The sequence below is a fragment of the Cupriavidus sp. 01L415 genome, assembly GCF_056400065.1.
On sequence record NZ_JBFTSP010000011.1, the window covers coordinates 79008 to 105499 of the forward strand.

The window sequence follows — 26492 nt, forward strand, 5'->3', positions numbered from 1 at the left end:
AGCGGATGGGCCCCGGCAGGTGCCGAATCCGGACCCGCTCCGGGCTGGCTTATGCGTCCCCCAGTTTGGCCGTCACTGCACCATCGGCGTGCTTTCGGTCCGGGCCCCCGCATCCCATAATCGGGTGACCCGATACCGGCAGCGCCGGCATCGCACTGCAACTCCGGCCACCCGGGAGCGGTTGGCCAACCCGAAGGACACAGCGAGAACATCATGAGCAGCGCCTCCACCACCGCGGTACATGCACCGCATCCACGCAGTTCGGTCAAGCATCTTCCCGTCAATCTTTTCGGCGCCGTGATGGGCCTCTCCGGGCTCTCCCTGGCATGGCGCGGCGCGCAGAAGGTGTTCGGCGCCGATCCGATCATCGCCGAGGTCATCGGCCTCGTGGCCCTTGGCACCTTCTTTGCGCTGGCCGCCGGCTACCTCACGAAATGGCGGCGCTACCCTGCCACCGTCAGGGCCGAATTCACCCACCCGATCTCGGGCAACTTCTTCGGAACGGTCACCATCGCCATCCTGCTGCTCTCCTCCGTCGTGGGCGTCTACAGCGAGGCCGTGGGGCAAGTGGTGTGGACGATCGGCACGATCCTGACCATCGGGTTGACCTTCGTGATCGCGGGGCGCCTGTTCCGCGGCAAGGAGGACCCCGCGCACGCCGCGCCGGCCTGGCTGATTCCCGGCGTTGCCACGCTGGACATCGCCGTCGCGGGCGGCACGATGCCCATGGCGTGGGCGCACGAGGTCAACATGTTTGCCCTCTCCGTCGGCACGATGGTCGCGCTGGTCTTCTTCACGATGATCTTCTCGCGCGTCGTGCATCACGACCCGCTGCCAAACGGCATGGTGCCGTCGCTGATCATCATGATCGCGCCGTTCGAAGTGGGCTTCCTCGCGTACGTCAACGTCACCCAGCACGTGGATATGTTTGCGGCGCTGCTGTTCTACTTCGGCCTGTTCCTCTTTATCGCGCTGGCGTTCAAGGTCTTCCGGCGGTCGATTCCGTTTGCCGCATCGTGGTGGGCCATCAGCTTCCCCATGGCCGCGTTGTCGAATGCCGCACTGAAGTACGCGATGTACGCCAATACCTGGGTGCTGACGCTGCTGGCCGGCGTCATCCTGTTCCTGCTCAGCGTGGCGATCCTTGTGCTGTTCATCCGCACCCTGCATCGGCTCTTCACGCATCGCCTGCTGGTCGGCTGACGAATCCGCACATCCGCAACGCAGAGGCCCCACCCGGGGCCTCTTATCTTTCCTTTCCCGCCTCTCTGGAGTTTTGCCATGCCCTGGATCCTGCTCGCCATCGCCGGGCTGCTTGAAATTGCGTTTGCCTTCGGCATGAAGTGGTCCGCCGGCTTCAGCCGTCCGTGGCCCAGTGCCTATGCCGTGGTGACCGGCATCACAAGCATCTTTCTGCTGACCCTTTCATTGCGCACGCTGCCCGTGGGCACCGCCTATGCGGTGTGGACCGGGATCGGTGCGGCAGGCACTGCGCTGATCGGCATGCTGGTCCTCGACGAATCGGCTTCCGCCGCACGGATCGCCTGCATCGCGCTGATTCTTTGCGGGGTGATCGGGCTGAAGCTGGTTTCGCCGACCGTATCCTGACTCATACCTGTTGCATCCATGTCGAAGCGGCCACGCAAGGTGGCCGCTTTTTCATTGGGACTGCACGGGCGTCGTCAGATCATGAATAGCCGACCTGTCCGGCACCGCGCGCATCGGCCGGGTCCGACGATCGCGCAAGCGCTCCTTCGCTTCTGGCGACGACGGCAGTCGCCAGCGCGTTGCCGAGGACGTTGGTGACCGTGCGCGCCATGTCGAGCACGTGGTCGATGCCAAGTACCAGCAGGATCCCGGCTTCCGGCAAGCCAAACATCGGCAACACCGCCGCCACGACCACCAGCGACGCGCGGGGAACGCCCGCAATCCCCTTGCTGGTGACCAGCAGGACCAGCAGCATGGTGAGCTGCTGGCTCACCGATAGCTGCACGCCGTATACCTGCGCCACGAACAGCGCCGCGAACGACGTGTACATGATCGACCCATCCAGGTTGAAGGAATAGCCGAGTGGCAGCACGAAGCTGACGATGCGCTCGCTGACGCCGAAGCGTGTCAGGTGCGCCATCAGCTTCGGGTACGCGGATTCGCTGCTCGCCGTCGCAAAACCCACCAGCAGCGGCTCCCGGATGTCCCGCAGCAGCGCGAATACCCGCCGGCCAAGGAACAGATAGCCCGCCGCGATCAACCCCGCCCAAAGGATCGCCAGCGACAGATAGACACTGCCCAGCAACTTCCCATAGACGAGCAGGACGCCGAGCCCCTGCGTGGCGATGACCGATGACACGGCGCCGAAGACGCCTGCCGGCGCAAACGCCATGACCGTGTTGGTCAGGCCAAGCATGACCTGCCCGATGCCTTCTATGGAATGGAGCACCGGCTGCCCTGCGCCATCTTTCAGCCGCCCCAGCGCCACGCCAAAGAACAGCGAGAACACCACGATCTGCAGGATCTCGTTGGTTGCCATCGCCTCCACCACGCTCTTCGGGAACATGTGGCCGATGAAGTCGCGCAGGTTGAGGCCGGCGGTTTTCACGCCCGTGCCGGCATCCGCGGCCGGCAGCGGCAGGTTCATGCCCTCGCCGGGTGCGAGCAGGTTCGCCATCACCAGCCCCAGCAGCAACGACACGATGGAGGCCAGGAGGAACCAGGACATCGCCTTCAGGCCAATTCGGCCCACGGCGCGGCCATCGCCCATGCCGGCGATGCCACCCACGAGCGTCGCGAAGACCAGCGGGGCAATGATCATCTTGATCAGCCGCAGGGAGATGTCGCTCAGGATGGAAAGGTAGCCGCTGACCGAACGTGCGTCGTCCGGGCTCAGCGTATGGTGGAGGCTGGCGCCGACGATCACGCCGAGCAGCATCGCCGAAAAAATGTAGAGGGGAAGTCGACTCGATTTCATTGCGGCATCGGCTCCTCGCGGAACTCTGCCACCGGTGCATGCGGCTGGACCTCGATCACCTTTCCGTCGATGACCAGACTGGGCAGGCGCTTGACGCCGGCCGCTTCCGCCTGCGCGGTCAGCGCGTGGTTGGCGGCGAGGTTGATGACTTTCAGGTCATGCCGGTCACTGTCAATCAGGCCGGTCATCGCATCGACCACTGCAAGGCAGACCTTGCAGCCGTCGTGATACAGCACTACTTCGCTTTTCATGGGGTCCTCCAATAACGAAACACGCGCGCTGCTTCCCGGATGAGAGAGCGAGCCGTGGTGCTTCGATTATCGGAGTCCCCTTTCGGATGGCGTATGGCCGCGAAGGGTGGCGCGCGGCCATTCTTCCGGCACCTACGGCCGGGATGGCACCCCAAGGAACGCATCGAGCGCCGCGTAGTAGCGGTCCGGTGCTTCCGCGCCGGGGAAGTGGCCAGCGTCGGCGATCTCGACGTATCGACACTCCGGAATCAGCGCCGCGCATTCTTGCGCCGCCTGGGGCGGATTAAGGATGTCATCGCGCCCGCAAATCACCAGGGTGCTCGCGCTGACCCGTGGCAGCATCTTGCGGAAATCGAAGCCTGCCAGCGCGTCACTGGCGGCGGCCATCGCCTGCTCATCCAGGAGGTCGGACAGCTCCAAGGCCAGGACCGCCTCCCGGACCGAGACAGGCGCAGCCGATGAAAACGCCTTGTCGAGCAGGAAAGCCTGTCGCTCGCGATGCGTCATGCCGGCGATGGCATCGGCATGCTCGGCCAATATTCGGGCCGAGGACGATGTCGTGCCGTGGCATTTCGGCGCCACGAGCACCAGCTTGGCGACGCTAGCCGGATAGTGCGACGCGAGGCCCTGCGCGATGTAGCTGCCCATCGACGCGCCCAGCAGCGTGACCGGCCCATTGCTCATCGTATCCAGCAGCGCTCTCAGGTCCTCGATATGGTCCTGCAGCGTATAGCGAGCGGGACGGGAGGACTTTCCGTGGCCGCGCGTATCGTAGGTCATCACGCGGAAATGCGGCGCATAGCGCGCGACGTCCGCTTGCCAGACGCCAAGACTCGCACTCAGCCCGTGGACCAGGACGAGCGGCGCGCCGGCTCCTTGTGTCTCGACGTTAATGTCGATGCCGTTGACTTTGACGTACATGTGATGGGTTCCTGTTCCGGCTATTGCGGGCCTTCCAGCCCTTTCGGCTACTAAGCGGCGACGCGGAAGCGCCGCCGATACTCGCCCGGCGAAACCCCGAGCCGACGCACGAACGCACGCCGCAGGCCGTTGGGGTCGCAGAATCCCGTCAGCGCCGCCACGCGCTTGAGCGGGTTACGTGTTTCCTCGAGCAACCTGCGCGCGGCATCGACCCGGGCGCCCTCGACGAAATCCGCAGGCGTGACCTGGCACTCTTGCTTGAACACGCGCGAGAAATTGCGTGTGCTCATGCCGGCATGGGCCGCCAGGCTATCCACGGACATCGGCATCTCCAGGTTTTCGATCACCCAGTTCTGGGTCTCCCGTATCGCACTCCGTTCCGCCGTCTGCGCGGCCAGATGGGCGCTGAATTGCGATTGCCCTCCTGGGCGCTTCAGGAACATGACGAACTCGCGCGCCACACCGAGCGCTACTGCCCGCCCGAAGTCCTCTTCCACCATGGAAAGCGCGAGGTCGAGCGCCGCAGTCACGCCCGCAGACGTGTAGACGCTGCCGTCCTTCACATAGATCTGATCGGGTTCCACGTTGACGTTCGGGAACGCACGAGCCAGCCGCGGCGTTGCGCGCCAGTGTGCCGTGGCACGTTTGCCGTCGAGCAGGCCTGCCTTCGCCAGCAGCAGCGTCCCGGCGCACACGGTGCCGATTCGCCGCGCCGTACTGGCATGGCGATGCAGCCACGCTTGCACGAGCCTATCGTCCGTCTTCGAATCCGAGAACGGATTGCCGGCGACCAGCAAGGTGTCGATGTCCCGGCTGCTGGTCGCCAGCGTGGCGTCGGGCGTGACCTGCATGCCGTTGGAAGCGGTGAGCGGCCCGGGCGCGGCGGAGATGATCTCGAAGCGATACGCGCCGGGACTGCCAGCCTGCCGCGCCGCCTCGTTGAAGACGTCGATCGGGCCGACCAGATCGAGCATGTGGATGCCGGGAAAAGCGAGCACGGCGACTTTCATAGCGGCGTGGACGCGAGGGCATTCGCTTCGACGTCGAAGGCGAACGCCGAAGCCACGTGCTGGAGGAAGACGGTGGTCACCACATCATCGAGGCAACGCAGCCGGTCGGGCGTCGGGGCGGCAGTGCTTCGCGCGGCAATCCGGACGCGCGCCTTGCTCCCGCAGCTACCGGGGTCGTCGATCGACACGTCCAGAACGGCCGTCGACAGGCAGGTGGATACGCTCGCTGCCATGCCGCTGCCGATCAGTTCGTCATAGCGCAGCGAAAAAGGGTTATGGAGATCCGCCCAGGCCACATCGAGCCATTTGAGCATGGCTTCGAGATCACGAGGGTCCCTGAGCAAGAGAATCTTTTCGACCGCCATCGGCGTGTTATCGGGGGCGTTCACTTGAGTTCTCTCCCGCGGTTCGACGATTGGCCCATCGCCCCATCGCGATACCTGAGCCCCAGCACATCCAGTGCTGCGCGGATCAGTGTGAGGTAGCGAGGGCTCTCGCCAAGCCCGACGCACCATCGCAATCCGACCTCTCCCGACGCCGATGTGTGGGGTGTCTGCAGGATGGACGCAGCCGGCAGGAGGTTTTCCATGCTGACCTTGATGCGAACGAAGCGCGTGAAGACGTCATCGGGCGTGTAGCCGATGCAGCTGACTTCGAGGATCTCGGTGCCGGCCGGGCCATCCAGCCGCCGGAGTTCAATCATGATCTGATTCCTTGTTCGGGGGGGCGATCCGAGCATCCATGCCGAGAAAGCACAATGTGGACTCCATCGCCAGCGCGCAGGCCATCGCCACATCGGCCTTGACCTCGACATTGGCAAGCTGCATGCCGTACGCGACGCGCTGCGGCAGGCCAAGGATGTTCTCCAGCACAAACGCGAGCGCAAGTTGCGCTCTCAATGCACCGGTCGCGTCGAGCGGATGCGCTGCATCGCCGCACGCGATGCGGCTGAACCCCGGCCTGCCCGGCGTGATGCGGATAGGAATGTGTATGGGACTTGGGGGGTGTAGGGGGCGCATGGGTTCCTGCGTCACGCCCGCAGCCAGCGATTCCATGGTCATGGCTCAGGCGTCGAAGCGCGCGCGGATAAACGCGGCGCCTTCCATCACGGCCGCGCGGGCTTCCGGCAGGCGCGTGTGCCACATATGCCATTCATGGAACATCGACGGCCACACCTTGAGCGAGGTGTCCACGCCCGCTGCGGCGGCACGCGCGGCGAGCCGCGTCGCATCATCCAGTAGCGCCTCGTTGCCGCCGACGTGGATCAGCATCGGTGGCAGCCCGGCCAGGTCGCCGAAGAGCGGCGACGCCAGCGGATGGTGTGGATCCTGGTGTTCCTGCAGGTAGCTTCGCGCAAAGAACCGGAGCCCCGCTTCTGAGACGATCGGATCCAGCGCCGCACGCGAGCGGATCGATTCCGCACTAAGGCTGAGATCGGTCCACGGCGAGATCAGAAAGGCACCGCGTGGCATCGGCATGCCGTGCTGATCGCACATCAGCATCAACGCGACTGCCAGGCCGCCGCCCGCGGAATCGCCGGCGATGACGATCGACGGGTCCTCGCCGAGCCGCTCATAGAGCCACTTGTAGGCGTTGAATGCATCGTGGAGCGCATAGGGGAACGGATGCTCCGGCGCACGGCGGTAGTCGACGGCGAACACTTCGCGCTGCGCTTCCAGCGCCAGCGCGGCCGTCAGCGTCCGATACTGCTGCGGGGTATGCATGACATAGCCACCGCCGTGCAGGTAAAGGATGGCCTGATTGCGGCGCGCTCCGTGGAAAGTGGTCCACGTGCCGTGAACTTCATCGCCGTCGATAAACCGCACGCCTTGTGGAATGTCGAGGGCGTCGTAGAGGGCATCGGCATGCTCGCGGAGTTGCAGCACGGAGGGCTCGCTTGCGAGGCGAGCGTTGTGCGTCTTAAGAAGATGAACGATGTCGTCCAGTTGGGGCGATAGCATGACCAGCCTCGTGCAAGCGTAATTGACCTGGCGATCATAGGCACTGATATTGCACCGCGTCAGCCAAGACGGTGGCGCCTTCAGCCACATCGCGGCGTTGGCCGGTATCGACGCCATGTTGGCGCGTCGTTGCACGCGTGCCCACATAGACTGGCACCGGCCTGGCGCGGGCACCGGATGCCTCGCTGCGCACCTCCAACGATTTCGTCTTGCCAATATGAAGAAGATCCTTGTTCTGTACTACTCCACCTACGGCCATGTCGAGCTGATGGCCAACGCGATTGCCCGTGGCGCCGCCTCTGTTTCCGCAACGGAAGTTGCGATCCGGCGCGTGCCCGAGACGGTGCCGCATGAGACCGCCGTGCGTCATGGCTTCAAGCTCGAGCAGCCCGCGCCGATTGCCACGCCGGACGAGCTGGAGGCCTATGACGCCATCATCTTTGGCACGCCGACTCGCTTCGGCAACATGGCAGCCCAGATGCGCCAGTTCCTCGATACGACCGGCGCGCTGTGGATGCGCAATGCGCTGGTCGGCAAGTTCGCTAGCGTCTTCACGTCCACCGGCACCGGCGGCGGGCAGGAGACCACCATCACCTCGTTCTGGCACAACCTCATCCATCACGGCATGGTCATCGTCGGTTTGCCGTACACGGCGCCCGAATTGCGGGACATCAGCGAAACGCGCGGTGGCTCGCCTTACGGTGCGGCCACCATCGCTGGCATGATGGGCGAGCGGATGCCGAGCGAGCGGGAACTGGCGCTGGCCGAGTTCCAGGGGGGGCATGTGGCGACGCTGGTTGCCCGGCAGATGACTACGGAAGACGTCGCAAGCTAATGCGGCCACGGCGGCGCCGCACGTGATGCACTTGCGGGGTGCGCGCGGACGAGTCACAGATTTCGACAACTCCAGACGGAATCGCGACAGACTTGCCGATTCCGGCCTCATACAGTGGGCGACTTTTCCAACTCAGCCGCCCACATGCGCACCCTCGCCCTACTTCTGATTCCCGTTGCAAGCTCGACCTTTGCGGCAACCTTCGCGCGCACAACTACCGACGATGCACAATCCGGCGGCAGCAGTGTCAGCATCGGCTTGGCCGGAGGCGTTGCACCCCGATACCTGGGCAGCAAGGACTACCGTCCGGTCATCGCGCCGCTGCTCTCCGCCCAGGCCGAGAACGGCTTGTTTGCCTCCTTTCCGGATGGCCTTGGCTATCGCTTCTCGTCCTCCACGGGCATCTTTGGGTCGGCGGCACTGGCTTATGCGCTCGGCCGGGAGGACCACAATCGCGCGGACCTGCCCGGCTCCGATCACCTGGAAGGCATGGGCAAGATCCGCGGCTCGGTGGTCAATCGCCTGATGCTCGGCTACGCGGTGACAGATCGTCTCTCGGTATCCGGCACCGTGGATATCCCGCTAACCCATCGCGAACGCGGCATCATGGGTAACGCCACGGTCAGGTACATCGCCTACAAGGGGCCGCTTGACGAGATCGTCGTGAGCGGAGGGCTGTTGCTCGGCAACGGACGGTACAACCAGAGCTACTTCGGCGTCGATGCCGCGCAGTCCGCCCGATCGGGGTTCCAGGAATATGGGATGCGGGGTGGACCATTTGCAGCAGACGTCGGACTGGCGTGGCGGCATCGCTTCGATCGCCACTGGTCGCTGATGAACAGCCTGGCCGTGTCCACACTGATCGGCAACGCAGCGCAGAGCCCGATCGTGGAGCGCCGGACCTCGGTGCTGGCGCTGACCGCCGTGCGCTATACGTTCTAATGCGCGATCCGGCCGGATCCGCTGTCCAGTTGGCACGGAAATGACGGTTGCCGGCCTTCAATCAGCGACAGGCGATTGCTAGAGTGACAGGTACCAGATGGCGACGCGGTGTCGCCACGCACTCTGAAGGATATGCATCATGGAATTGATCGACGCGGACGAACATTCCCGGTTCCTGTCGCTGCTGGAGCGACATGGCCTGCCGCACCACGACTTCGTGCTGATCGAAATCGACACCACCGACCCGAGGTCCGATGAGATCTATGGGCTGCAAGGCTGGCTGACGGTGCGGCGGTTGTCCAACAACATCGAGCGCGAGTACCTGATCGGGGACGAATCGGACTGGCTGGAGCATTTCAGCCGCGACGTTCATGCCGGCGCTTTCGGCCCGTTTACGCGGGGACGTCCACAGCATCCCGCGTAGTCGCTGCCATGCCGTCGCCGGCATGGCGCGGCATGGGCCTATCGGCCTTCCAGCATGTCCTCCCCGTTTTGCACGCGCTGTGATGCGAAGCTTTCGGCAGCCGCCAGGATTCGCAAGCCTTGGGGAGTCACGTCGGCGACGGCCACAGGGGTGACGATCCGCACCGGCAAGCTGTATCCGGAACCCTGAAGCAGGTCCAGCGCCTGCGGCGATGCGAGCATGGCCAGCACACGCCTGGCGCCAACGCTGACGACTGCGCCGGCGACGGCGTCTTGCAACGCCTCCGCGTGCGTCACTTCCACCACGGCGACATCCGCGTGCGTGCTCGACATCGCGGCAAAGGATGCGGTCGAGTGGTACGTCGTCGGCTGCCGCTCGTGCCCTACACCTTCCTGTCCTGCGGCGATGAAGCCGGCATCCATGTAGTCATCGGTCGGATAGACGGTCATGCCTGCTCGCGGCTCCTGCAGGTGCACCCAAAGCTCCACGTCATCGGGGATATGCGCTACGAGGGTCGTCGGCATGCCGGGCCCCAGGTCCACGAACTCGCCGTCGTGCAACGTGCGCGCGGCTTGTGCAGCCATCTCTTCCAGTGTCCAGTTCATCGATTCGGTTCCTTCCCATCTTGGTGCCTATAGATGCTATGGACTCTAGCAGTAGTCCCACGCATCGCCTGTGCCAACCGGCGGCATCCTGCGCCAACGTTGGCATGGAATCGGTCAGGAGGCGACCCGTTTCCCGGCTGCCTTTTCCCTTGGCCGTGGCGCGCGTGCCGTCGGCCGAAACTGGTGCCACGTTTCCGTGGCGATGGCACGTGACGGGCTGCTAGATTCACCTTACCGCCATCTGTCATCGGGCGATCTCCATGCAGCACAGCCCTTCGATTCCTTCCACGCTTGCCCATCGTCGCGTCCGCCGGCATGTGCTGCGGCTGCTGTCCTTACGGTTCCAGCATGCGCACGACGCCGTACCGGGAATGGTCGACGTGCTGTTTCGCGGCACACGCTTGAACACCGATCTGGAAGCGTGCTGGCAGCGCCTACTGGATGATCACGGCATCGGCGACACGACGCATCAGATGGCGGACATCCTGCAGATCGGGCGCGACCCGGCCAACCATCCCGTGCCGCCCACCACGCCCACGCCATGGCCGCGCGTCGTTGCCGGTGTCCCTTGCGCGTCCGGCCGGGCGCCTTGGCGCAAATATCTGGACATCGTGCTCTGTAGCGTCTCGTCCACGCTCGCAGCGGTGCTGGCCAGTTTGGCATGGGTCGAACTGTTGCCCGACATGCCCTGGCAGTCCGCCGTCACCACCGCCCTCTCCATCGGTGCGGCGTGGATGGCGGAACGATGGCTTTGCCAGATCCTCGTTCGCCGGGAAGCCGCCGAAGCGCTGTCGCAAACGGCGCTGCGAACGCAACTCGTCCATGCGTTTCGGAACGCGCTGACCCTCGCGCATTGCCGCCAGCGAATCTGGGTGTACGGCGCAGCCACGCTGTTCTCGTCACCAGACGAGGAGCCGCATGCCGACGCGGAGCGCCTGCGCGCGCTGACGGCGTTCTGGCGGCAGCAGTTGGCCTCGACGGTGCTTGCCCGTGCCGCGCAGGCGATGGCGCGTATCGATCTTTCGATGAATGGCGCACAGGCCCGCGCCTTCTTCGACGAGACAGTCAGCCAGATCGCCGGGCCAGTGGCCGCACAGTGGCAAACGATTCAGGTGGAGGCATGCGAATGGTCATGCGCGTGCCGCGCCACCGCACTCATGCGATGCGATGACGTCCCGGGCGGCACCATCGAGCCGATGCTGGCGAACGCGCTGGAGGCGCTGCCATCGCCTCCCCAGCCCCGGTGGCGATTCACACGTCTGCTGAACCAGGCCGCCACGCCAATTGCAGGCGGCCTGGAAGCCGCATCGCGTGAAGCCGGCGCGCTTGCCAGGTTGCTGGGGGCGGCCCTGCAGGCCATCGGCCGGCGCATGCCCGAGTCCGAGGCGCTCCGGCATGCCCGGCTGTTTGCCAAAGGCTCCGGCGCGCTGGTGGCTGCGGCGCCGGTGCTGGCGACGCTCCTCGATATTGTGGTACGCGTGCAGGCGCTGCACGGCACGCGCGACCGCGAGCGCCACGCGCGCTTAGTCCGGGACGCACTGCGCGACGCATTCCGCGAACATGCCGCAATCATGGCGCGGCAGCTATCGGCAAGCGTCTGCCGCTGCCCCTGCCGCCGTTCCGTCTGCGCCGCTATGCCCCGGACGGATTGTCCAGAGCCTCCTCCGACGTGTCTGCCGACGTCACGATACTCACTTCGGACTGGAGCGTGCGATGCACCGGGCATCGATCGGCAATGCCCAGCAACGCCGTGCGCTGCTCCGGCGTTAGCGGGCCGCGCAAGCTGATCTGACGTTCGATCCAGTCGACCCGGCCATCCTTGGTGTCGCAGGTCGCACAGTCCTGCGCGTGAATCTTTGCATGCCGCAGCGCGACGGAGACATGTTCCAGCGGTAGTTCCTTGCGTTCCGCGTACATGCGCAGCGTCATGGAGGTGCAGGCGCCGAGTGCAGCGAGCAGGAAGTCATAGGGGCCCGGGCCGACGCCAGTGCCGCCCACTGCGGCGGGCTCATCCGCGACAAGCTGATGCCCGGCGACCCTGATGGACTGCTGGTAACGGCCCAGGTGGTTTTCCGCGACGAGGACGGTGCCGTCGGGGACCACCACTTCCGGCGCGGCGGGCTCGGCCTCCTGCGGCAGATAGCGCCGTGACCAGGCCAGCAGGAGGTCAGCGGCATAGGCCGCCGCCGACTTGTCGATCAAGAGATGGTCGGCACCATCCAGCGCCATGAAGCTCTTGGCCTGACGCGCCGCCGCGAAGATCTGCAGGCCGTTTTCCACGCCGACCGTCGTGTCCTGCGGCGAATGCAGGACCAGCAGCGGACGATCCAGGTTCGCGACGTCATCGAGCAGGCGCTGATTGCCGACGTCCTCGAGGAACTGGCGCGTGATACGGAAGGGACGGCCCGCCAGCCGAACATCGACGGCGCCTTCCTCCTGGATGCGTGCCACGTTGTCGCCAAACAGGCCGACCACATGCCCGGGATCGCTGGGGGCCGCGATTGTGATCACCGCGCGGACTTCCGGGATATGTTTGGCGACGCTCAGCACGGCGGCGCCGCCGAGGCTATGGCCGATCAGCAGTGTCGGGGCGCGGTCCTGCTCGCGCATGAACTGCGCAACCGCGCGCAGATCGGCAACGTTCGAGGAGAAGTTCGTGCTGGCAAAGTCCCCGTCGCTGCTGCCAATGCCGGTGAAATCGAAGCGCATCACGGCAATGCCATGACTGGTCAGTGCGCGGGCAATGCGGGAGGAGGCCAGACTGTCCTTGCCGCAGGTGAAGCAGTGCGCGATCAGTGCGTAGGCGCGGATAGGACCGCTTGGCAAGTCCAGACGGCTCGACAGCTTGCTGCCGTGGCTTCCGGGAATCTCAATATGCTCGGTATTCATGGGATCGGCCTCTCAAAGGTACATCGCTCTGAGGATAGCCGACAGCGGCCTGTCGTGTTGGCCAGACCCTTGCTGTCGACGGCCAGACGCGGGGCCAGCGCGCCGCTCCGCTATGACGACATGGCGGAGCGGCCCGATATGTCATTACGCCGCGCCGACCGCCCCCTGGCCGCGCCGTTTGTCCGCCAGCAACCGGGCCGGAATGGTCAGGAGCAGCACCAGGCCACCGATCGACAACAGCACGGCAATGAGCTGGAACGCCAGGTACAGATCGCCGGTGCGGGTCTTGATCGCACCCACCGCAATCGGGCTAAGCATGGCCGCAAGGCCGCCAAGGCTGCTGATGAATGCGATCCCCGCAGGGGCCTGGTCCGCGCGAAGGTAGGCAGGCGGAACCGTCCAGAACACCGGCAGTGCGGCCAGGCAGGCTGCCGCGCCGAAGGTACACGACGATGTTCGACCTGTTTGCGAATTTCTCGCCGACCGGCTACGCGACGTTGTATGAGCCGGTGGTGGCGCAGGTCGGCATGAACTTCCGCTCGGACAATACCGCGAAGTATTCGGCGAAGTTCGGCGATGTCACGGCGGCAGCGCACTGGTCCTTCGGCACCGGCGTGGATGCCATCGGGACCACACCGCTGGCTGGTGGAGGCGCGGGAGAAACGCCGGGCAACTTCCGCGACAACGCCGGCTACGGTGCCGGCGTGGCGTACAACGGCGGTCCGTTTGGCGTGGCCATCGCCTATGACCAGTGGAATCCCGCCGTGACGGTCGGCAATCAGGGGACCGCCAAGAAGGCAGGCGCCGCGGCCAGCTACGCGTTTGGCCCGGCCAAGCTGATGGCGGGCTACCGCTGGGGCCAGACCAAGGACGCCGCGGGCAATACGCTGCTGCGTGACGACTACTACTGGATCGGCGCCAACTAGCAGGTGACCCCGGCGCTGGGCCTGACGGCGGCGTACTACTACGACAACCTGAAGACGCTTCGCCTCAGCGCCGCGCAGGCGAACACCAACTTGCCGAATCCGTGGCAGGCGTCGTTCATTGCCGACTACAACTTCTCGAAGCGCACCGACGTGTACCTGACCGTGGCCTATTCGAAGAACTCCGGCCTGAACTTCGACACCTCGGCCATCAGCTTTGCCAACGGCTATTTCCTGTCGAAAGGCAACAGCAATCAGTTCGGGGCAGCGCTGGGTATTCGCCACAAGTTCTGAGTGCAGCGGCGGCGCATGGCCGCCGGGCAGGCCGATCTTTGCGGCGGGACATCGATCGCGCCTGCCGCCAACCGTAGTCCTCTTGAGCGCTCTCAGTATGCGAGCGCTCCTTTTTTTGGGTGAATGGAATCGCCAGCAGCCGACTCTGCCTGTAGCGATCTCTACGGCATTGCAGCGGTCGTTCACGACGGCCTATGCTGCCGTCAGGATTCCAATGAGTCTCCGCTCGTTTCGAGGCGGCGGCTCAACAATAGGACGGAGGTGCCAGGACATGCCCAAGTCAATTTCCCCGAGCGAGCTTGCCGCGACGATGCAAGGTCCGGTCGCCGTGCAGTTGATCGATGTGCGACGCCCGGAAGCTTTCGAGGCCAGTGCAAGAATCCTGATCGGTGCCCTCTGGCACGATCCCGCCGACATCGAGCGCTGGATCACAGCCATCGACGCCTCCCGACCTGTCGTCGTCTATTGCGTCCGCGGCCATCAGGTAGGCCAGGACTGTGCCACGCGGCTGGAGAAGGCTGGACATAGCGTCACGTATCTCGAAGGTGGTATCGAACAGTGGGTCGCAGATGGTCACCCCACGGCCAGCAAACCATCACGGAGCGAATGATGAAATGGATGACGCGCGAGCGCCCCGCGGACTTGCCGGGGGATCGGCGATAAACCTTTCATCTGTTCATGTCCGACTTCAGCTAGCGCAGTGCTCGTGCCTGAAACGCCACTGCGGGCACGCGGCGGCGTTCTCGCGCGTATGTGAGCGCGGTTCTTCCTTGCGCAGGGTGAAAGCAATTGGACGCGATAGGCCACTCCCTGCGCCTGACGACGCATTTTGCTGCGCCCTATCGCATCCGGGACGCCATCGCACGCCTACTCTGTACATACGCGCGGGGCCATTTCGGCCCGCGCGAGGCAACCCCTCTGCGAAAGGACAAGAATCATGCGCTCCCTACTGAGACAGGTGTCAGCCGCTGTGGCTGGCGCGGCATTCTGCGTGACGGCCTTCGCCCAGACTGCATCGGATGCCGGTCGTCCCCCTGCACTTCTTCCGCTCGAATCGGAACCGGCGCCAAAGCTGATCCCATATCCGCCGCTGCCTGAACCGCTGGCCCGTGGCGTCGTTATCGTGCAGTTCCGGACCGAGAATTTCCGTGTCATGCCGGTATTCGGCAAGACCGCCGTCGAGCTATCGCCGCGTGTCGGGCACCTTCACGTGACCGTTGACAACACGCCGGGCACCTGGGCCCATACCAGCGAGGATCCCATCATCGTGGTGGGGCTGACGCCGGGTGCACACAAGCTTCGGCTCGAACTCGCCGACCCGAACCACAAGATCCTCGGCACCGAGACGGTTTCCGTCAACGTGCCGGATCTGAAGGCTTCACAACCGCACAAGCATTGATCCTTTTTGTACGCGTCTGTATCCCGCGCTGGCGTCGACACAATTCACGACAAGACCGGGCCGGGCGCCATACAGACGCGATACCACCTCCGTCTTAAATACGTTCCTTGATGCTTTCGATGCGGGGCGGCGAGCCGTCGTCCGGCGATCCCCCTCAGGGTCTGCGCCGGCAGGATTGCTGCATGTACAACACATTGGCTGACATGACTTCAGATACCTGGTAGAGCAAGGGCGACAAGGTGGGCGGCGAGATCCTGCGAAGCTGCCTGTTCACCCGAACCCGGCAGATCTCCCGGGGTCTGACCACCGTTTACGATCAGGCACCGCGGCCATTTGGCATCAACGCGCCGCAGTTCACGCTGCTCGTGCTCGTGCTCGTGCATGAGCTGGGTCCGGTCAGTCGCGCGGATCTTGGGCGCCGGAATCATCATGACCGCTCGACGCTGACACGCAACCTGCAGCCGCTGCTGGCTCAGGGATGGCTCGCCGAAGGCACGCCGGAACAGGATGGCCGTACACGCCCGCTTTCCGTCACCGCGCAAGGCAAGACACTGCTCTGCCGCGCGGCGCCAGCATGGTCGACCGCGCAAGCCGAAGCCAGGGCCCTGATGGGCAAGGCGGGCGCCGACGCCATCATGGACATCGCCAGCGAGCTGCCCAAGCGTTCGCGCCACTAGCATCGCGGCCTGCCCGGCCTTGTTCCGTTTGCCAGCGCCAAATGCTTCACGCGGTGCACGTCACTTTCTGGTTTGCAAATGATCGTTGCAAGACTAGATTGACTATCGGGCTGCCGTTCGCCGCATTCCGCGCAAACAGGGGAAAACAATGACAGACGATATCGATCGGCCCCGCCGAGACTTCCTGGGCACTGCTGCCCTGACGCTGGCCGCCGCGCAGTTCGGCGCGCTGACTCCCGCCATGGCCCAGACCGGCCAGGCGAAAACCACGCCGCTGCCCGCCACGACGCCAGGTACGCATACGGCCTTCCCGGCGATCCGGCAAATCAACGCGGGCCTGCTCAATGTCGGCTACGCCGAGGCGGGCCCCGCTGAGGGTCCCGCAGTCGTCATGCTGCATGGCTGGCCCTACGACATCCACAGCTTTGTCGATGTTGCACCGCTGGTGGCATCGCGCGGCTACCGCGTGATTGTTCCGTATCTGCGCGGTTATGGCTCGACCCGTTTCCTGTCGAACGATACCTTGCGCAATGGTCAACCGGCGGCCGTGGCGCAGGATATCGTCGCGCTGATGGACGCGCTGCGTATCCAGAAAGCCGTCCTCGCGGGCTTCGACTGGGGCGCGCGCACGGTCGACATCATTGCCGCGCTGTGGCCGGAGCGCTGCAACGGGCTCGTCGCGGTCAGCGGCTACCTGATCGGCAATCAGGCAGCGGGCAAGCTGCCGCTGCCGCCCGCAGCCGAGCTGGAGTGGTGGTATCAGTTCTACCTGGCGACGGACCGTGGGCGCGATGGCTACCAGAAATACACGCACGACTTCACGCGGCTGATCTGGCAGCAGGCGTCACCGCGATGGAAGTTCGACGACGCGACCTTCGAACGCAGTGCCGCCGCGTTCCGGAACCCCGATCACGTGGCCGTTAGCGTACACAACTATCGCTGGCGACTAGGACTTGCCGAAGGCGAAGCCAAATACGACGACGTCGAGAAGCGGCTGGCGACGGGGCCCACCATCGGCGTGCCCACGATCACCATGGAAGGCGACGCCAACGGCGCGCCGCATCCTCCGCCCAGCGCCTACCGCAGCAAGTTCACTGGCAAGTATGAGCATCGGGACCTGACGGGTGGCATCGGCCACAACCTTCCACAGGAAGCGCCAACGGCGTTCGCTCAGGCAGTGCTCGACGTGACCAGGCTTTGAACGCGGAGTCGGGTAGGTAATGAGGAGATGAGGCGATGAGTGGAGCTTCGGAGTCCGGAAACGCAACACCCGGCAAGCCCTCGGCGGGCATCGATGACGGCAGCGTGGCCGACAACGACATCGATGAAGATCCCAGTGTGCGCGATCATCCTCGCCGCGCCCAGATGTTCCCGGTGCTTACCGGGGACGAGATCCAGCGCGCCTCCCGCTTCGGCAGCCCATGCCATTACGCGAAGGGCGAATCCCTGTACCGAGTGGGGAGCCTCTGCCCGGGCGTGTTCGTAATCCTGTCCGGTAGCGTGCGGATTGTGGCCCCCGAAGGACTGAGTGCAAAGCGCGTCATCCACACTTACAGGCAGCGCGGAGAGTTCACGTCGGATATCACCCAGTTGTCGAACAAGCCGGCGGTGGTCGATGCGCATGTCATCGAGGATGTGGACGCGTTGCTGATCCGCCCCGACGAGCTGAGCGCCATGATGGTCAGCGAGGCGGATCTGGGCGAGAAGATCATGCGAGCCCTGATCCTGCGGCGAACCCTGGCGATGGAGCGCGGACGCGGCGTCGTCATCGTCGGGGCCACCGGCGATGCCCGGTTCGTCGCGCTGCAGAATTTCCTGCGCCGCAACGCGTTTCCGAGCATGGCCATCGATGCGGAGCACGACGCCGACGCGATTGCGCTCCTGCAACGGCTGACACCGCAGCCCGACGACCTGCCGCTGGTCGTCTGCCCAAACGGCACTGTGCTGTACAACCCCGACGTGGAGCAGCTCGCGTCCTGCCTGGGAATGACCCCCGACTTCGATCCCGCGAAAATGTATGACGTGGCGATTATCGGTGCCGGCCCGGCGGGGCTTGCGGCGGCCGTCTACGCGGCGTCCGATGGCCTGTCCGTTGCGGTATTCGACTGTCGCGCCCCCGGCGGCCAGGCCGGCACGAGCGCGCGCATCGAGAACTACCTGGGGTTTCCCACCGGCATTACGGGACAGGAGCTGGCGAACCGCGCGTTCATCCAGGCGCAGAAGTTCGGCGCCCATATCGGCATTCCGTGCGAGGTCACAGCGCTGCACTGCGATACCTATCCACGCGTTGTCGAACTGTCCGGCAATCGTCGGATCACCGCGCGCACCGTCGTCATCGCCAGCGGCGCCGAGTATCGACGCCCCGACGTCGCGGATCTCGAGCGCTTCGAGCGCTGCGGCGTCTACTATTGGGCAACGCCGATCGAGGCCCGGTTGTGTCGTAAGCAGCCGGTGCTGCTGCTCGGCGGCGGCAATTCGGCGGGCCAGGCCGTCGTATTCCTGGCATCGCACGCCGAGCACGTGCACATGTTCATTCGCGGCGCCAGCCTTGCCGGCAGCATGTCGCACTACCTGATCGAACGGATCAACGCGCTTGCCAATGTGACGCTGCATACGCGGGTCGAAGTCACCGCGCTAGAAGGCGGCCAGCGCCTGGAGCGCGTGCATTACCGTGGCGCGGGTGGTATCGAGGGGAGCATGACGACGCATCATCTGTTCGTCTTTATCGGCGCCCAGCCGAATACCTCGTGGTTGCGGCAATGCAGCGTGGCGCGCGATGCAAACGGATTCGTGCTGACTGGCGTCGATCTCGGGGACGCCTTTGTGCCAACGCTGCCCTCCCAGACCAGTGCCGAGGGCGTTTTCGCGATTGGCGACGTTCGTTCAGGATCGACGAAACGCGTGGCCTCGGCCGTCGGCGAAGGCGCGGGCGTCGTGGCGCAGATCCACCATCTCCTTTCCCTCGCGGGCTCCGAGAGTCAGGCGCGCGGCTAATCCGGCGTCGTTGCCGGCTTCATTTCCGCACGCCAATCCTCAGCGCGAGGTCAACAGCCGGTATCCCGCCACGCCGAAGGCCACGGCCAGGCAGCCATCCAGCCAACGACGCAGTGACAGGTAGAGCCGCCGTGCGACCGCCGTCGAAAACAGCAACGCGTAGCCGCCAAACACGCAGAACGCAATCGACAGGCAGCCGGCAACCACGGTCAGCATATGGGCCGAGCCGCCGCCTGCCGGCGACGCCAGCGCCACGACGGAGATCCAAACCAGGATCGTCTTGGGATTGGTGAATTGCAGCAGCGCGCCGCGCAGGTAGAGCCGTCTGTTCGATAGCTCTGCGGCGGATGGCGCATGGTTGCCGGACGCCGGCTTCAGCGCCGCCCTCCCGGACTTGAATGCCAGCCAGAGCAGATACAGCCCACCCAGGACTTTCGCCACGCTCAGAAAACCGGACCAGGCCACCAGTGCAGCGGACAAGCCAAGCGTGGCCAGCGAGGCCCAGAAGACCGACCCCGACAGCACGCCGCCGGCGAACACCAGCGCGGCCTTGCGGCCCGATGTCGTGGCGATCGACATGATGGCAAGGTTGCTGGGGCCGGGACTGGCGGCGCCGATGAAGTACGCGGACCAGGCGATGAGCAGATTAGTGGTCAGGAAGGAAGCCATCATTTCGGCACCTCGGCGATGAGGACGGATGGGAGCAGTTTGCGCAATCCATCGCCGTTTGAACCGGTCCAGTTAAGAGGAAATCCGCTGTGCCAGTTTCGATGCGGCCTGCGCCGGAGCAGGCCGCCGAGGCCTCTTGAAGCCGCTTAGGGCCTACCTGAGCGCCCGGCGCTCTCTATCTTCGGGCGCCCAGTCGCGCGATCAGGCTGGCATGGGCGGGATGGGCCGATGCCAGCGCTGCCGGATCGGCCAGTTCGAATTCGCTGAACTCGAACCCCGGCGCCACGGTGCAACCTGCCAGCGAGAAGCCGCTGTCGCCACGCGCGCGTTCAGCCGCAAACCAGCATCCCGCCGGCACTACTACCTGGTACGTGGTGCCGGGTGCCACCAGCGGATTGCCCAGGTGATGCGTCAGCAGCGTGCCGTCCGCATGCAGCACATGCACGTCGAGCGGATCGCCGGCATAGAAATGCCAGCCTTCGTCCGCGCGGATGCGGTGCCACGCGGAAAACGCGTCGTCGCACAAGAGGTAGTAGATCGCCGTCGACGCGCTCAGCTCGGCGCCGTCGGCCTGACGCACGACCCGCGCGGCATCGCGGTAGGTCTCCCGATAGAAACCGCCTTCGGGATGCGGCGTCAGCCCGAGTTCCCGGATCAGGCGGTGCCGCGGGCTGGATGGCTGGATTGTCATCATGCTTCCTTGTGGCTACTTCAGCTCGAACTGGATCGGCTGAATCGCCGTAAACGATGTTGGCACGCCCTGAATCTCCAGCACCTTGCATCGCATGCCGCGCACGGCGCGCTCGGCCTCGCGATCCAGGGCCTCGACGCGCGACGAGTGCACCACCGCGGTCGTCTCGAGGGCGCCTTGCTTGTCCACCCAGAATGCCACGTCGACGCGGCCGCTCTGCTGGCTGCGGCGGGCCGAAGCCGGATAGCGCACCGGCAGCGGCGGCGTGCATCCCGCTTCCGCCAGCGTAGCGTTTCGACGCTCCGATAGCGGGCCCACGGGCAAGGCCATGCAACGCGCAAGCGTCCGTTCTTCGAAATCGCCAATCGCGGTCACCAGTGCCGGCAGGGACGGGACGATGGTCAGCTTGGTACCGACGGTGCTGTCAGCAAAGGCCCGCAGGGTATCGAGATCGGCCTGGCTGAGTGGCGCGACGTTCGGCGCGGCGGCCCTTGCCTGCCACGGACCGCGCACCCAGCGGAATTTCTCGCCGGTGCGGCTGGCGATGAAGGTGGTGACCGTCGCGATCTCCTCCGCAGTCAGGTTCTGCATGGCGACGGGGGCAAGCGCTGCGCCGACTGACGCATGGCTCACGGTTGCAAGGCAGTGGAACAAGCCCGGCCGGTAGGGCCCGCCTTCCGTCGCGTCACGCGCCTTGCGCAGCAAATCCTCCTGCACGCGGGTGGCGTACAGGCTCTCCACCATCGCCGTGACGGCGAGTGGGCCGGATATCGGCACTTCGGGCTGCAGCCCGTCCGCATGGGCTGCGATGCTTGCCAGCGCGCAGACCGCGATCCACCATCGTTTCACCACGAAGACCCCTTTCTTGTTGTTGGCGTGGCGCACACGGGTGCGGGCGATCCGCTTCCAGGTGCGAGCGGCATTTTCGCTCAATCCGCGGCATCCTGGCACCAAAAAGGCGGGTCCAGATCACAAATCGTCATGGCCTGTAGTACGGGAAGCCATTTCCCTGTCAGTGCGTTGCAGGAATTGCCAAGACAGCCCTGCCCGCTCGCGATACCCTTCCGCACAATTTCCGCTACGCTGGCTGCTTTACGGCCGTTGCATCATGTCACGCCCCCTCCCCGCCTGGCTGCCCGGCCTGGCCTTCGTCCTGATCTGGTCCACCGGCTTTATCGTCGGCAAGGCGGTCGTGCCCGTCGCCGATACCAACCTGTTCTTGCTGGCGCGCTTCGGGCTGGCGGCGGTGATGTTCGGCATCGCCGCCATGGCTGGTGGTGCCAGGTGGCCGGCGCTGCGGGAAGTGCCGCGCCATCTGATCGCCGGCGCGTTGATGCAGGGGATCTACCTGTGTGCCGGTTACGGCGCGGTGGCACACGGGCTTTCCCCGTCGGTGATGGCGCTGCTGGGGGCGCTGCAGCCGTTGCTGACGGCGCTGCTTGCCATTCCGCTGCTGAAGGAGCTGCCTTCCCCGCGCACGTGGCGCGGGCTGGCACTGGGCGCTTTCGGCGTGGGCCTGGTGGTGCTGCCGGCGATGCGGGCCGGCGCGCCGAATGCGGTGTCGCCGTGGATTGTCCTGATTGGCGTGCTGGCCATTCTTTCCATCACCATGGGAACCTTGTTGCAGAAGACCTCGATTTCGCGAGCAGACATTCGCACCAGCTCAGCCTGGCAGAACGCCGGTGCGATGCTGGTGGCCGGCATCCTGGTTTGTGCAACGGGCGATGTCGACACATTGCGTTGGACCCCCGGCCTGACGCTGTGGACATCGCTTGGCTGGGCGGCGTTTGTGCTGTCCGGTGCGGGCACGTGGCTGTTGCTGGGCCTGGTGCGTCGCGGGCAGGCTGCCAATGCCGCGGCGCTGATGTTCCTGGCGCCGCCTCTTGCGGCCGTCCAGGCTGCACTGCTATTTGGCGACCATCTGGGCCCGGTCCAGTGGATCGGCATGGCGGTGGCCGGCGCGGGCGTCTGGCTGTGCCAGACACAAGGCAGACTTCGCCATGCCCAGGCGCGCTGATCACGCCGCCCCGCTGGTCGACCTGCGGCGCTACCAGCCGTGGCCGCTCGGCCATGCGCACGACTACCATCAGTTGCTGTTTGGCGTGGATGGCGCTATCGAACTGGAGATCGACGGCCACGCCTATCGCGTGGATGGCGAGCACGGACTGGTGGTGCCCGCTGGCGACCATCACGTCTGCGTCGGCCTGCGCGCCAACCTCCAGGTAGTAGCGGACTTCCCCGCAGGTTCGGTCGCGTTGCCCGGCCGGCTGATGGCGCGGCCGCGCACGTTTGCAATTGAAGGCGCGTTCGCCAGTCGTGTGCGGTCGCTGGCGGCGGCACGTCCGGACCCGCCCGGCGCCCCGCCGCAGCGCGCATGGCAACATGCCGCGGCACTGGCCGGAGATCTGGCGACCACGCTCGGTCTGGAATCCGCATCGCACGAGGCTGCCCGCTTCCCCGTCATGGCGATCGATGCCTGCCTGCGAGCCAACCTGGCCGCGCCCCTGCGCGGCGACCAGCTGGCCGCGCATTTCGGCTGGGGCGCGCGGCGCTTCCATACCCTCTTCTGCGAAGCGTTCGGCGACACGCCGCATGGCTACCAGACCCGTCTGCGGCTGGATCAGGCCGTGCAGTGGCTGATGGCTGGCACGATGCCACTGGCCGAGATTGCCTTTGCCGTGGGCTATCCGGACCAGACGACGTTCACGCGCGCGTTTGCGCGGCGCTTCGGCATGCCGCCAGGGGCGTGGCGAGCCGCTGCCATCGCGCCGCCTGCGTGACGGCCACGACGCCTCGCGCCGGCGATTCCTCGTGACAAGTCCCGGGGACGGGATGGAAGAATTTACAAGGGCAAGTTACAAAGGCTGGTGGCAAGGCTCGTAGGAACGGCAACTCCATCGCACCGGGCGCCGTAACGCGTACGTCGGGCGCGCACGCGGCGATGCGGTGGCGAACCGCGTCGCCGCAACCGGTACGGAAATTGCGCCGGCTCCGGCGTGATCGCAACCCCAAGCCCCTCAATCCTGCAACCCGGCACCAACTGCTGGCGGGTAAAGCCCTGCCAGCGCTTTGCGATGCTGGTGGATGCGGACGCCTATTTTTCGGCGCTGCGGCAATCGCTGATCCGCGCGGAGCACAGCGTGTTCATCCTCGGCTGGGACATCGACAGCCGGATGCAACTTGCTCCGGGTGCTCCGGGTGCTCCTGATGACGGCCTGCCCGACGGATTGCGCGATTTCCTGAATGCCCTGTGTCGTCGCCGGCGCGGGCTGCACGTCTATGTGCTGAGCTGGGACTTCGCGATGGTGTTTGCCCTCGAACGCGAATGGCTGCCGGCGGCGAGGACGCACTGGCAAACGCACCATCGCCTGTCGTTCCAGCTCGACGGCAACCACCCGGCCGGTGCATCGCATCACCAGAAGGTCGTGGTGATCGATCATCAGGTGGCGTTTGTCGGCGGACTGGACCTCACGATCCGACGCTGGGATACCCATCATCACCTGGCCGACGATCCCCGTCGCGTGGATCCGGACGGCAAGCCCTATCCGCCTTTCCACGACGTGCAGTGCATGGTCGATGGTCCGGCCGCAGGGGCACTGGGTGAACTGGCCGCGGCGCGCTGGCTGCGTGCCACGGGTCGCCATCCGCGCGAGCCGGTGGCACCAGCGGGAGACGCCTGGCCGGATGCCGTACAACCCGATCTCACCGATGCCCGCGTCGGTATCAGCCGCACCGCGCCCGCCTGCGACGACGAGCCGGCCGTCAGTGAAATCCGTGCGCTCTACGAGGACGCCATTGGCGCGGCGCGCGATGACATCTATCTGGAGAACCAGTACTTCAGCTCCGGCCTGATCGCCGATGCCTTGGCCGAACGTCTGCGCGAGCCCGATGGGCCGGATATCGCGCTGGTATCGCGCCGCACGGAAAGCGGCTGGCTCGAGGAAGCCAGCATGGGCGTGCTGCGCGCACGGATCTGCCGGCAACTGCGCGAGGCCGACACGCACGGGCGGTTCCAGCTCTACTGCCCGCACGTCCCGAATCTCGGCGACGCCTGCGTCAATGTGCACAGCAAGGTCATGGTGGTCGACGACCGCCTGCTGACGATCGGATCGGCCAACCTGAGCAACCGCTCGTTCGGCCTCGATACCGAATGCAACCTCGTGATCGAGTGCCGTGGCGAAGCACGGATCGCATCGGCGATTCGCGCCATGCGTGGTCGGCTACTGAGCGAGCATCTGGCCGTGACGCCCGGCGAACTGGACACGGCCCTGGCGCGCAGCGACGGCCTGCACGCGGCCATCGCCACGCTGCACCGTGGGGGCGGCCGCACGCTTGAGCGCTTCTTGCCGACGGTGCCCGAGGATGTGGATGCCGCCCTGCCGGACGCCTCGCTGCTGGACCCGATCGAACCCATCGACCGTGACGAGGTCATGGCCGAGTTCGTCAGCCATGAAGCCCGCCCGCGTGTGGCGGGCCGCGTGGCGATGGTGGTGCTGCTGGTCGTCGTGCTCGCCGGGCTGGCCTTTGCATGGCGCTATACGCCGCTGCGCGAATGGGCGGATTTCAGGCACCTGCTGGCGTTGGTGCACCGCGTGGATGACATGCCGCTGGCGCCGGTGGCCATGATGGCGGCGTATGTCGTGGGCGGGTTGGTGATGGTGCCCGTGACCGTGCTGATCGTGGTGACGGTGGTGGTGTTCGGGCCGCTTTACGGCGGCGTGCTGGCCTTGTGCGGCACCGTGCTGAGCACGGCGGCCGGCCACACCGCGGGCCGATTGCTCGGACGCAACGCGGTGCGCCGCTTTGGCGGACGCCGGCTGAACCGGCTGAGCCAGCAGGTGGGGCAGCATGGCCTGCTGGCGATGGTGGTCCTGCGGCTGGTTCCGGTGGCGCCGTTCACGCTGGTGAATCTGGCGGTGGGCGCATCGCGCATCAGCTTGCGCGACTGCCTGCTCGGCACGGCGATTGGCATGACGCCGGGCATCATCATCTCCGCGTCGCTGGTGGACCGCATCGCCGCCGTCGCGCGCAATCCCGGCGCGCTCACCTTCGCCCTGCTGGCGCTGGTATTGCTGGTGCCTGCCACCGTGCTGTGGGTGTTGCGCCGACGCCGGCGACGCCATGCCCACGCCTCGAATGGCCACGGCCACGGCGCCGCACCACCGCCACGGTCCGGCGCCTGCGCGCGCACGCCGTCACGCGAGGGTGCCGCGTGAACGCCCCGGCGCCGCCGCAGACGGCGGGACTTCCCGCCGACATCGCGGTGGCCAGCTACAACATCCACGGCGGCGTCGGCACGGACGGCCGTTTCGTGCCCAATCGCATCGGGGACGTACTGCGAGAGCTCGGCGCGGACCTCATCGCCCTGCAAGAGGTTGAAACCCGGGAGACGGGGTTCGACATGCTCCGTTTCCTGGCCGGCCACAGTGGTCTGCTTGCCATCCCGGGTCCTACGCTGGCGCGGGCCGACGGTGACTATGGCAATGCGCTGTTGACACGCTACCAGCCCCTGCTCGTCCGCCATATCGACCTGAGCGTCAAGGGCCGCGAGCCGCGCGGCGCCATCGACACGCTACTGGCGTGCGACGCGATCGGGCACGGCACCTTTCCCCTGCGCGTGATCGCCACACACCTGGGCCTGCGCCCCAGCGAACGCCGTTGGCAGGTGCGCAGGCTATTGACTGCGCTAGCCGAGGCGCCCCCGCAACCGACGATCCTGCTGGGCGACGTTAACGAGTGGTTCCTGTGGGGCCGTCCCCTGCGCTGGCTGCATGCGTATTTCGAACGCACGCCGCACGTCTCGACATTTCCATCGCGACGGCCGCTGCTGGCACTCGACCGGATCTGGACCTCGCCGCGCGCGCATCTGGTCTCGGTGTCGAGCCATCGCAGCCCGCTGGCACGCCTGGCATCGGACCATTTGCCCCTGCTGGCGCAACTGCGGCTGACAGCACCCGCAGGCCTCGCCGAAGCCGGCGTGATGGGGCTGCCGCAGCATCGCTGAAGCGCTACATTGTGCTCGGATCAGGGTCGCATGGTGGC

The 26492-nt window shown here is 65.7% G+C and carries 28 protein-coding genes and 1 pseudogene; 15 read left to right on the forward strand and 14 right to left on the reverse strand.

All coding sequences use genetic code 11. From position 1 onward, the window contains the following. Positions 1–213 precede the first annotated feature (213 nt). On the forward strand, positions 214–1203 hold the full coding sequence (locus tag AC1DOX_RS17555) for an SLAC1 anion channel family protein (protein WP_477114045.1): 990 nt from the start codon (positions 214–216) through the stop codon (positions 1201–1203). Between the two features lie 78 nt (positions 1204–1281). Next, positions 1282–1608, forward strand: coding sequence for a DMT family transporter (locus AC1DOX_RS17560; RefSeq protein ID WP_441618175.1), 327 nt, complete (start codon positions 1282–1284; stop codon positions 1606–1608). Positions 1609–1687: 79 nt separating this feature from the next. Here the strand turns inward: AC1DOX_RS17560 and AC1DOX_RS17565 are convergent, their stop codons facing one another. The 8 genes from AC1DOX_RS17565 to AC1DOX_RS17600 all read right to left on the reverse strand — a co-directional run bounded on the left by AC1DOX_RS17565 (position 1688) and on the right by AC1DOX_RS17600 (position 7108). Then, positions 1688–2965 (reverse strand): dicarboxylate/amino acid:cation symporter, encoded by a 1278-nt coding sequence (locus tag AC1DOX_RS17565; RefSeq protein WP_441618177.1) that lies wholly within the window; start codon positions 2963–2965, stop codon positions 1688–1690. Next, entirely contained in the window at positions 2962–3216 is a 255-nt protein-coding gene (locus tag AC1DOX_RS17570; RefSeq protein WP_441618179.1) for a hypothetical protein, read from the reverse strand. The genes AC1DOX_RS17565 and AC1DOX_RS17570 overlap by 4 nt, the downstream gene beginning before the upstream one ends. A 132-nt stretch (positions 3217–3348) precedes the next feature. After that, positions 3349–4137, reverse strand: a complete 789-nt coding sequence (locus AC1DOX_RS17575; RefSeq protein WP_441618181.1) for an alpha/beta fold hydrolase — start codon at positions 4135–4137, stop codon at positions 3349–3351. A gap of 50 nt (positions 4138–4187) precedes the next feature. Then, a complete protein-coding gene (locus AC1DOX_RS17580) occupies positions 4188–5147 on the reverse strand; it encodes a GlxA family transcriptional regulator (RefSeq protein WP_441618183.1) in 960 nt (319 codons plus the stop codon). Continuing rightward, positions 5144–5536, reverse strand: coding sequence for a hypothetical protein (locus AC1DOX_RS17585; protein ID WP_441618185.1), 393 nt, complete (start codon positions 5534–5536; stop codon positions 5144–5146). The genes AC1DOX_RS17580 and AC1DOX_RS17585 overlap by 4 nt, the downstream gene beginning before the upstream one ends. Beyond that, positions 5533–5850 carry a hypothetical protein gene (locus tag AC1DOX_RS17590; RefSeq protein ID WP_441618186.1) on the reverse strand — a complete coding sequence of 106 codons (318 nt, stop codon included), beginning with the start codon at positions 5848–5850 and terminating at the stop codon, positions 5533–5535. The genes AC1DOX_RS17585 and AC1DOX_RS17590 overlap by 4 nt, the downstream gene beginning before the upstream one ends. Next, positions 5843–6202 (reverse strand): hypothetical protein, encoded by a 360-nt coding sequence (locus AC1DOX_RS17595; protein WP_441618188.1) that lies wholly within the window; start codon positions 6200–6202, stop codon positions 5843–5845. Before AC1DOX_RS17595 ends, AC1DOX_RS17590 begins: the two co-directional genes overlap by 8 nt. Positions 6203–6211: 9 nt before the next feature. Continuing rightward, positions 6212–7108 (reverse strand): alpha/beta hydrolase, encoded by an 897-nt coding sequence (locus AC1DOX_RS17600; RefSeq protein WP_441618190.1) that lies wholly within the window; start codon positions 7106–7108, stop codon positions 6212–6214. A 217-nt stretch (positions 7109–7325) separates the two neighbouring features. Here AC1DOX_RS17600 and wrbA point away from each other — a divergent pair, with 217 nt between their 5' ends. The 3 genes from wrbA (at position 7326) to AC1DOX_RS17615 (ending at position 9309) form a co-directional block, all read left to right on the forward strand. Continuing rightward, entirely contained in the window at positions 7326–7943 is a 618-nt protein-coding gene (gene wrbA, locus AC1DOX_RS17605; protein ID WP_477114046.1) for an NAD(P)H:quinone oxidoreductase, read from the forward strand. Between the two features lie 144 nt (positions 7944–8087). Beyond that, complete coding sequence (locus tag AC1DOX_RS17610) at positions 8088–8885, forward strand: MipA/OmpV family protein (protein WP_441618194.1); 798 nt, start codon at positions 8088–8090, stop codon at positions 8883–8885. A 139-nt stretch (positions 8886–9024) separates the two neighbouring features. Beyond that, a complete protein-coding gene (locus AC1DOX_RS17615) occupies positions 9025–9309 on the forward strand; it encodes a transcriptional regulator (protein ID WP_092140319.1) in 285 nt (94 codons plus the stop codon). 38 nt (positions 9310–9347) lie between these two features. On the opposite strand, the gene AC1DOX_RS17620 is transcribed toward AC1DOX_RS17615, so the two are convergent. The 3 genes from AC1DOX_RS17620 to AC1DOX_RS17630 form a co-directional block, all read right to left on the reverse strand. Beyond that, positions 9348–9914, reverse strand: a complete 567-nt coding sequence (locus tag AC1DOX_RS17620) for a hypothetical protein (protein ID WP_441618196.1) — start codon at positions 9912–9914, stop codon at positions 9348–9350. A gap of 1632 nt (positions 9915–11546) precedes the next feature. Beyond that, positions 11547–12803, reverse strand: a complete 1257-nt coding sequence (locus AC1DOX_RS17625) for a bifunctional alpha/beta hydrolase/OsmC family protein (protein WP_441618198.1) — start codon at positions 12801–12803, stop codon at positions 11547–11549. Between the two features lie 144 nt (positions 12804–12947). Next, entirely contained in the window at positions 12948–13121 is a 174-nt protein-coding gene (locus AC1DOX_RS17630; RefSeq protein WP_441618200.1) for a hypothetical protein, read from the reverse strand. 119 nt (positions 13122–13240) lie between these two features. Here AC1DOX_RS17630 and AC1DOX_RS17635 point away from each other — a divergent pair. The 6 genes and pseudogenes from AC1DOX_RS17635 to AC1DOX_RS17660 all read left to right on the forward strand — a co-directional run. Then, positions 13241–14020 (forward strand): annotated as a pseudogene (locus AC1DOX_RS17635) (porin); the annotation flags it as partial. A gap of 271 nt (positions 14021–14291) precedes the next feature. Then, positions 14292–14630, forward strand: coding sequence for a rhodanese family chromate resistance protein ChrE (gene chrE / locus AC1DOX_RS17640; protein WP_441618202.1), 339 nt, complete (start codon positions 14292–14294; stop codon positions 14628–14630). Between the two features lie 327 nt (positions 14631–14957). Next, on the forward strand, positions 14958–15419 hold the full coding sequence (locus AC1DOX_RS17645) for a DUF6130 family protein (RefSeq protein ID WP_441618204.1): 462 nt from the start codon (positions 14958–14960) through the stop codon (positions 15417–15419). 239 nt (positions 15420–15658) lie between these two features. Continuing rightward, positions 15659–16096 carry a MarR family winged helix-turn-helix transcriptional regulator gene (locus AC1DOX_RS17650; protein WP_441618206.1) on the forward strand — a complete coding sequence of 146 codons (438 nt, stop codon included), beginning with the start codon at positions 15659–15661 and terminating at the stop codon, positions 16094–16096. A 148-nt stretch (positions 16097–16244) separates the two neighbouring features. Further along, positions 16245–17297, forward strand: a complete 1053-nt coding sequence (locus AC1DOX_RS17655) for an alpha/beta fold hydrolase (RefSeq protein ID WP_441618208.1) — start codon at positions 16245–16247, stop codon at positions 17295–17297. Positions 17298–17332: 35 nt separating this feature from the next. Continuing rightward, on the forward strand, positions 17333–19090 hold the full coding sequence (locus AC1DOX_RS17660; protein WP_441618210.1) for an FAD-dependent oxidoreductase: 1758 nt from the start codon (positions 17333–17335) through the stop codon (positions 19088–19090). A 39-nt stretch (positions 19091–19129) separates the two neighbouring features. On the opposite strand, the gene AC1DOX_RS17665 is transcribed toward AC1DOX_RS17660, so the two are convergent. From AC1DOX_RS17665 to AC1DOX_RS17675, 3 genes are all read right to left on the reverse strand, one after another. Further along, on the reverse strand, positions 19130–19762 hold the full coding sequence (locus AC1DOX_RS17665; RefSeq protein ID WP_441618212.1) for a LysE family translocator: 633 nt from the start codon (positions 19760–19762) through the stop codon (positions 19130–19132). Between the two features lie 172 nt (positions 19763–19934). Next, positions 19935–20450 carry a cupin domain-containing protein gene (locus AC1DOX_RS17670; protein ID WP_441618298.1) on the reverse strand — a complete coding sequence of 172 codons (516 nt, stop codon included), beginning with the start codon at positions 20448–20450 and terminating at the stop codon, positions 19935–19937. A gap of 15 nt (positions 20451–20465) precedes the next feature. After that, positions 20466–21383, reverse strand: a complete 918-nt coding sequence (locus AC1DOX_RS17675; RefSeq protein ID WP_477101440.1) for an energy transducer TonB — start codon at positions 21381–21383, stop codon at positions 20466–20468. Between the two features lie 175 nt (positions 21384–21558). On the opposite strand from AC1DOX_RS17675, the gene AC1DOX_RS17680 reads away from it, so the two are divergent. The 4 genes from AC1DOX_RS17680 (at position 21559) to AC1DOX_RS17695 (ending at position 26454) form a co-directional block, all read left to right on the forward strand. Then, on the forward strand, positions 21559–22467 hold the full coding sequence (locus AC1DOX_RS17680) for a DMT family transporter (RefSeq protein WP_441618218.1): 909 nt from the start codon (positions 21559–21561) through the stop codon (positions 22465–22467). Further along, positions 22451–23230 (forward strand): helix-turn-helix transcriptional regulator, encoded by a 780-nt coding sequence (locus AC1DOX_RS17685; RefSeq protein ID WP_441618220.1) that lies wholly within the window; start codon positions 22451–22453, stop codon positions 23228–23230. The genes AC1DOX_RS17680 and AC1DOX_RS17685 overlap by 17 nt, the downstream gene beginning before the upstream one ends. A gap of 216 nt (positions 23231–23446) precedes the next feature. Beyond that, complete coding sequence (locus AC1DOX_RS17690; protein WP_441618222.1) at positions 23447–25666, forward strand: VTT domain-containing protein; 2220 nt, start codon at positions 23447–23449, stop codon at positions 25664–25666. Then, positions 25663–26454: an endonuclease/exonuclease/phosphatase family protein gene (locus AC1DOX_RS17695; protein WP_441618224.1), complete on the forward strand. Its 792-nt coding sequence runs from the start codon at positions 25663–25665 to the stop codon at positions 26452–26454. The genes AC1DOX_RS17690 and AC1DOX_RS17695 overlap by 4 nt, the downstream gene beginning before the upstream one ends. The last annotated feature ends 38 nt before the right edge of the window (positions 26455–26492 follow it).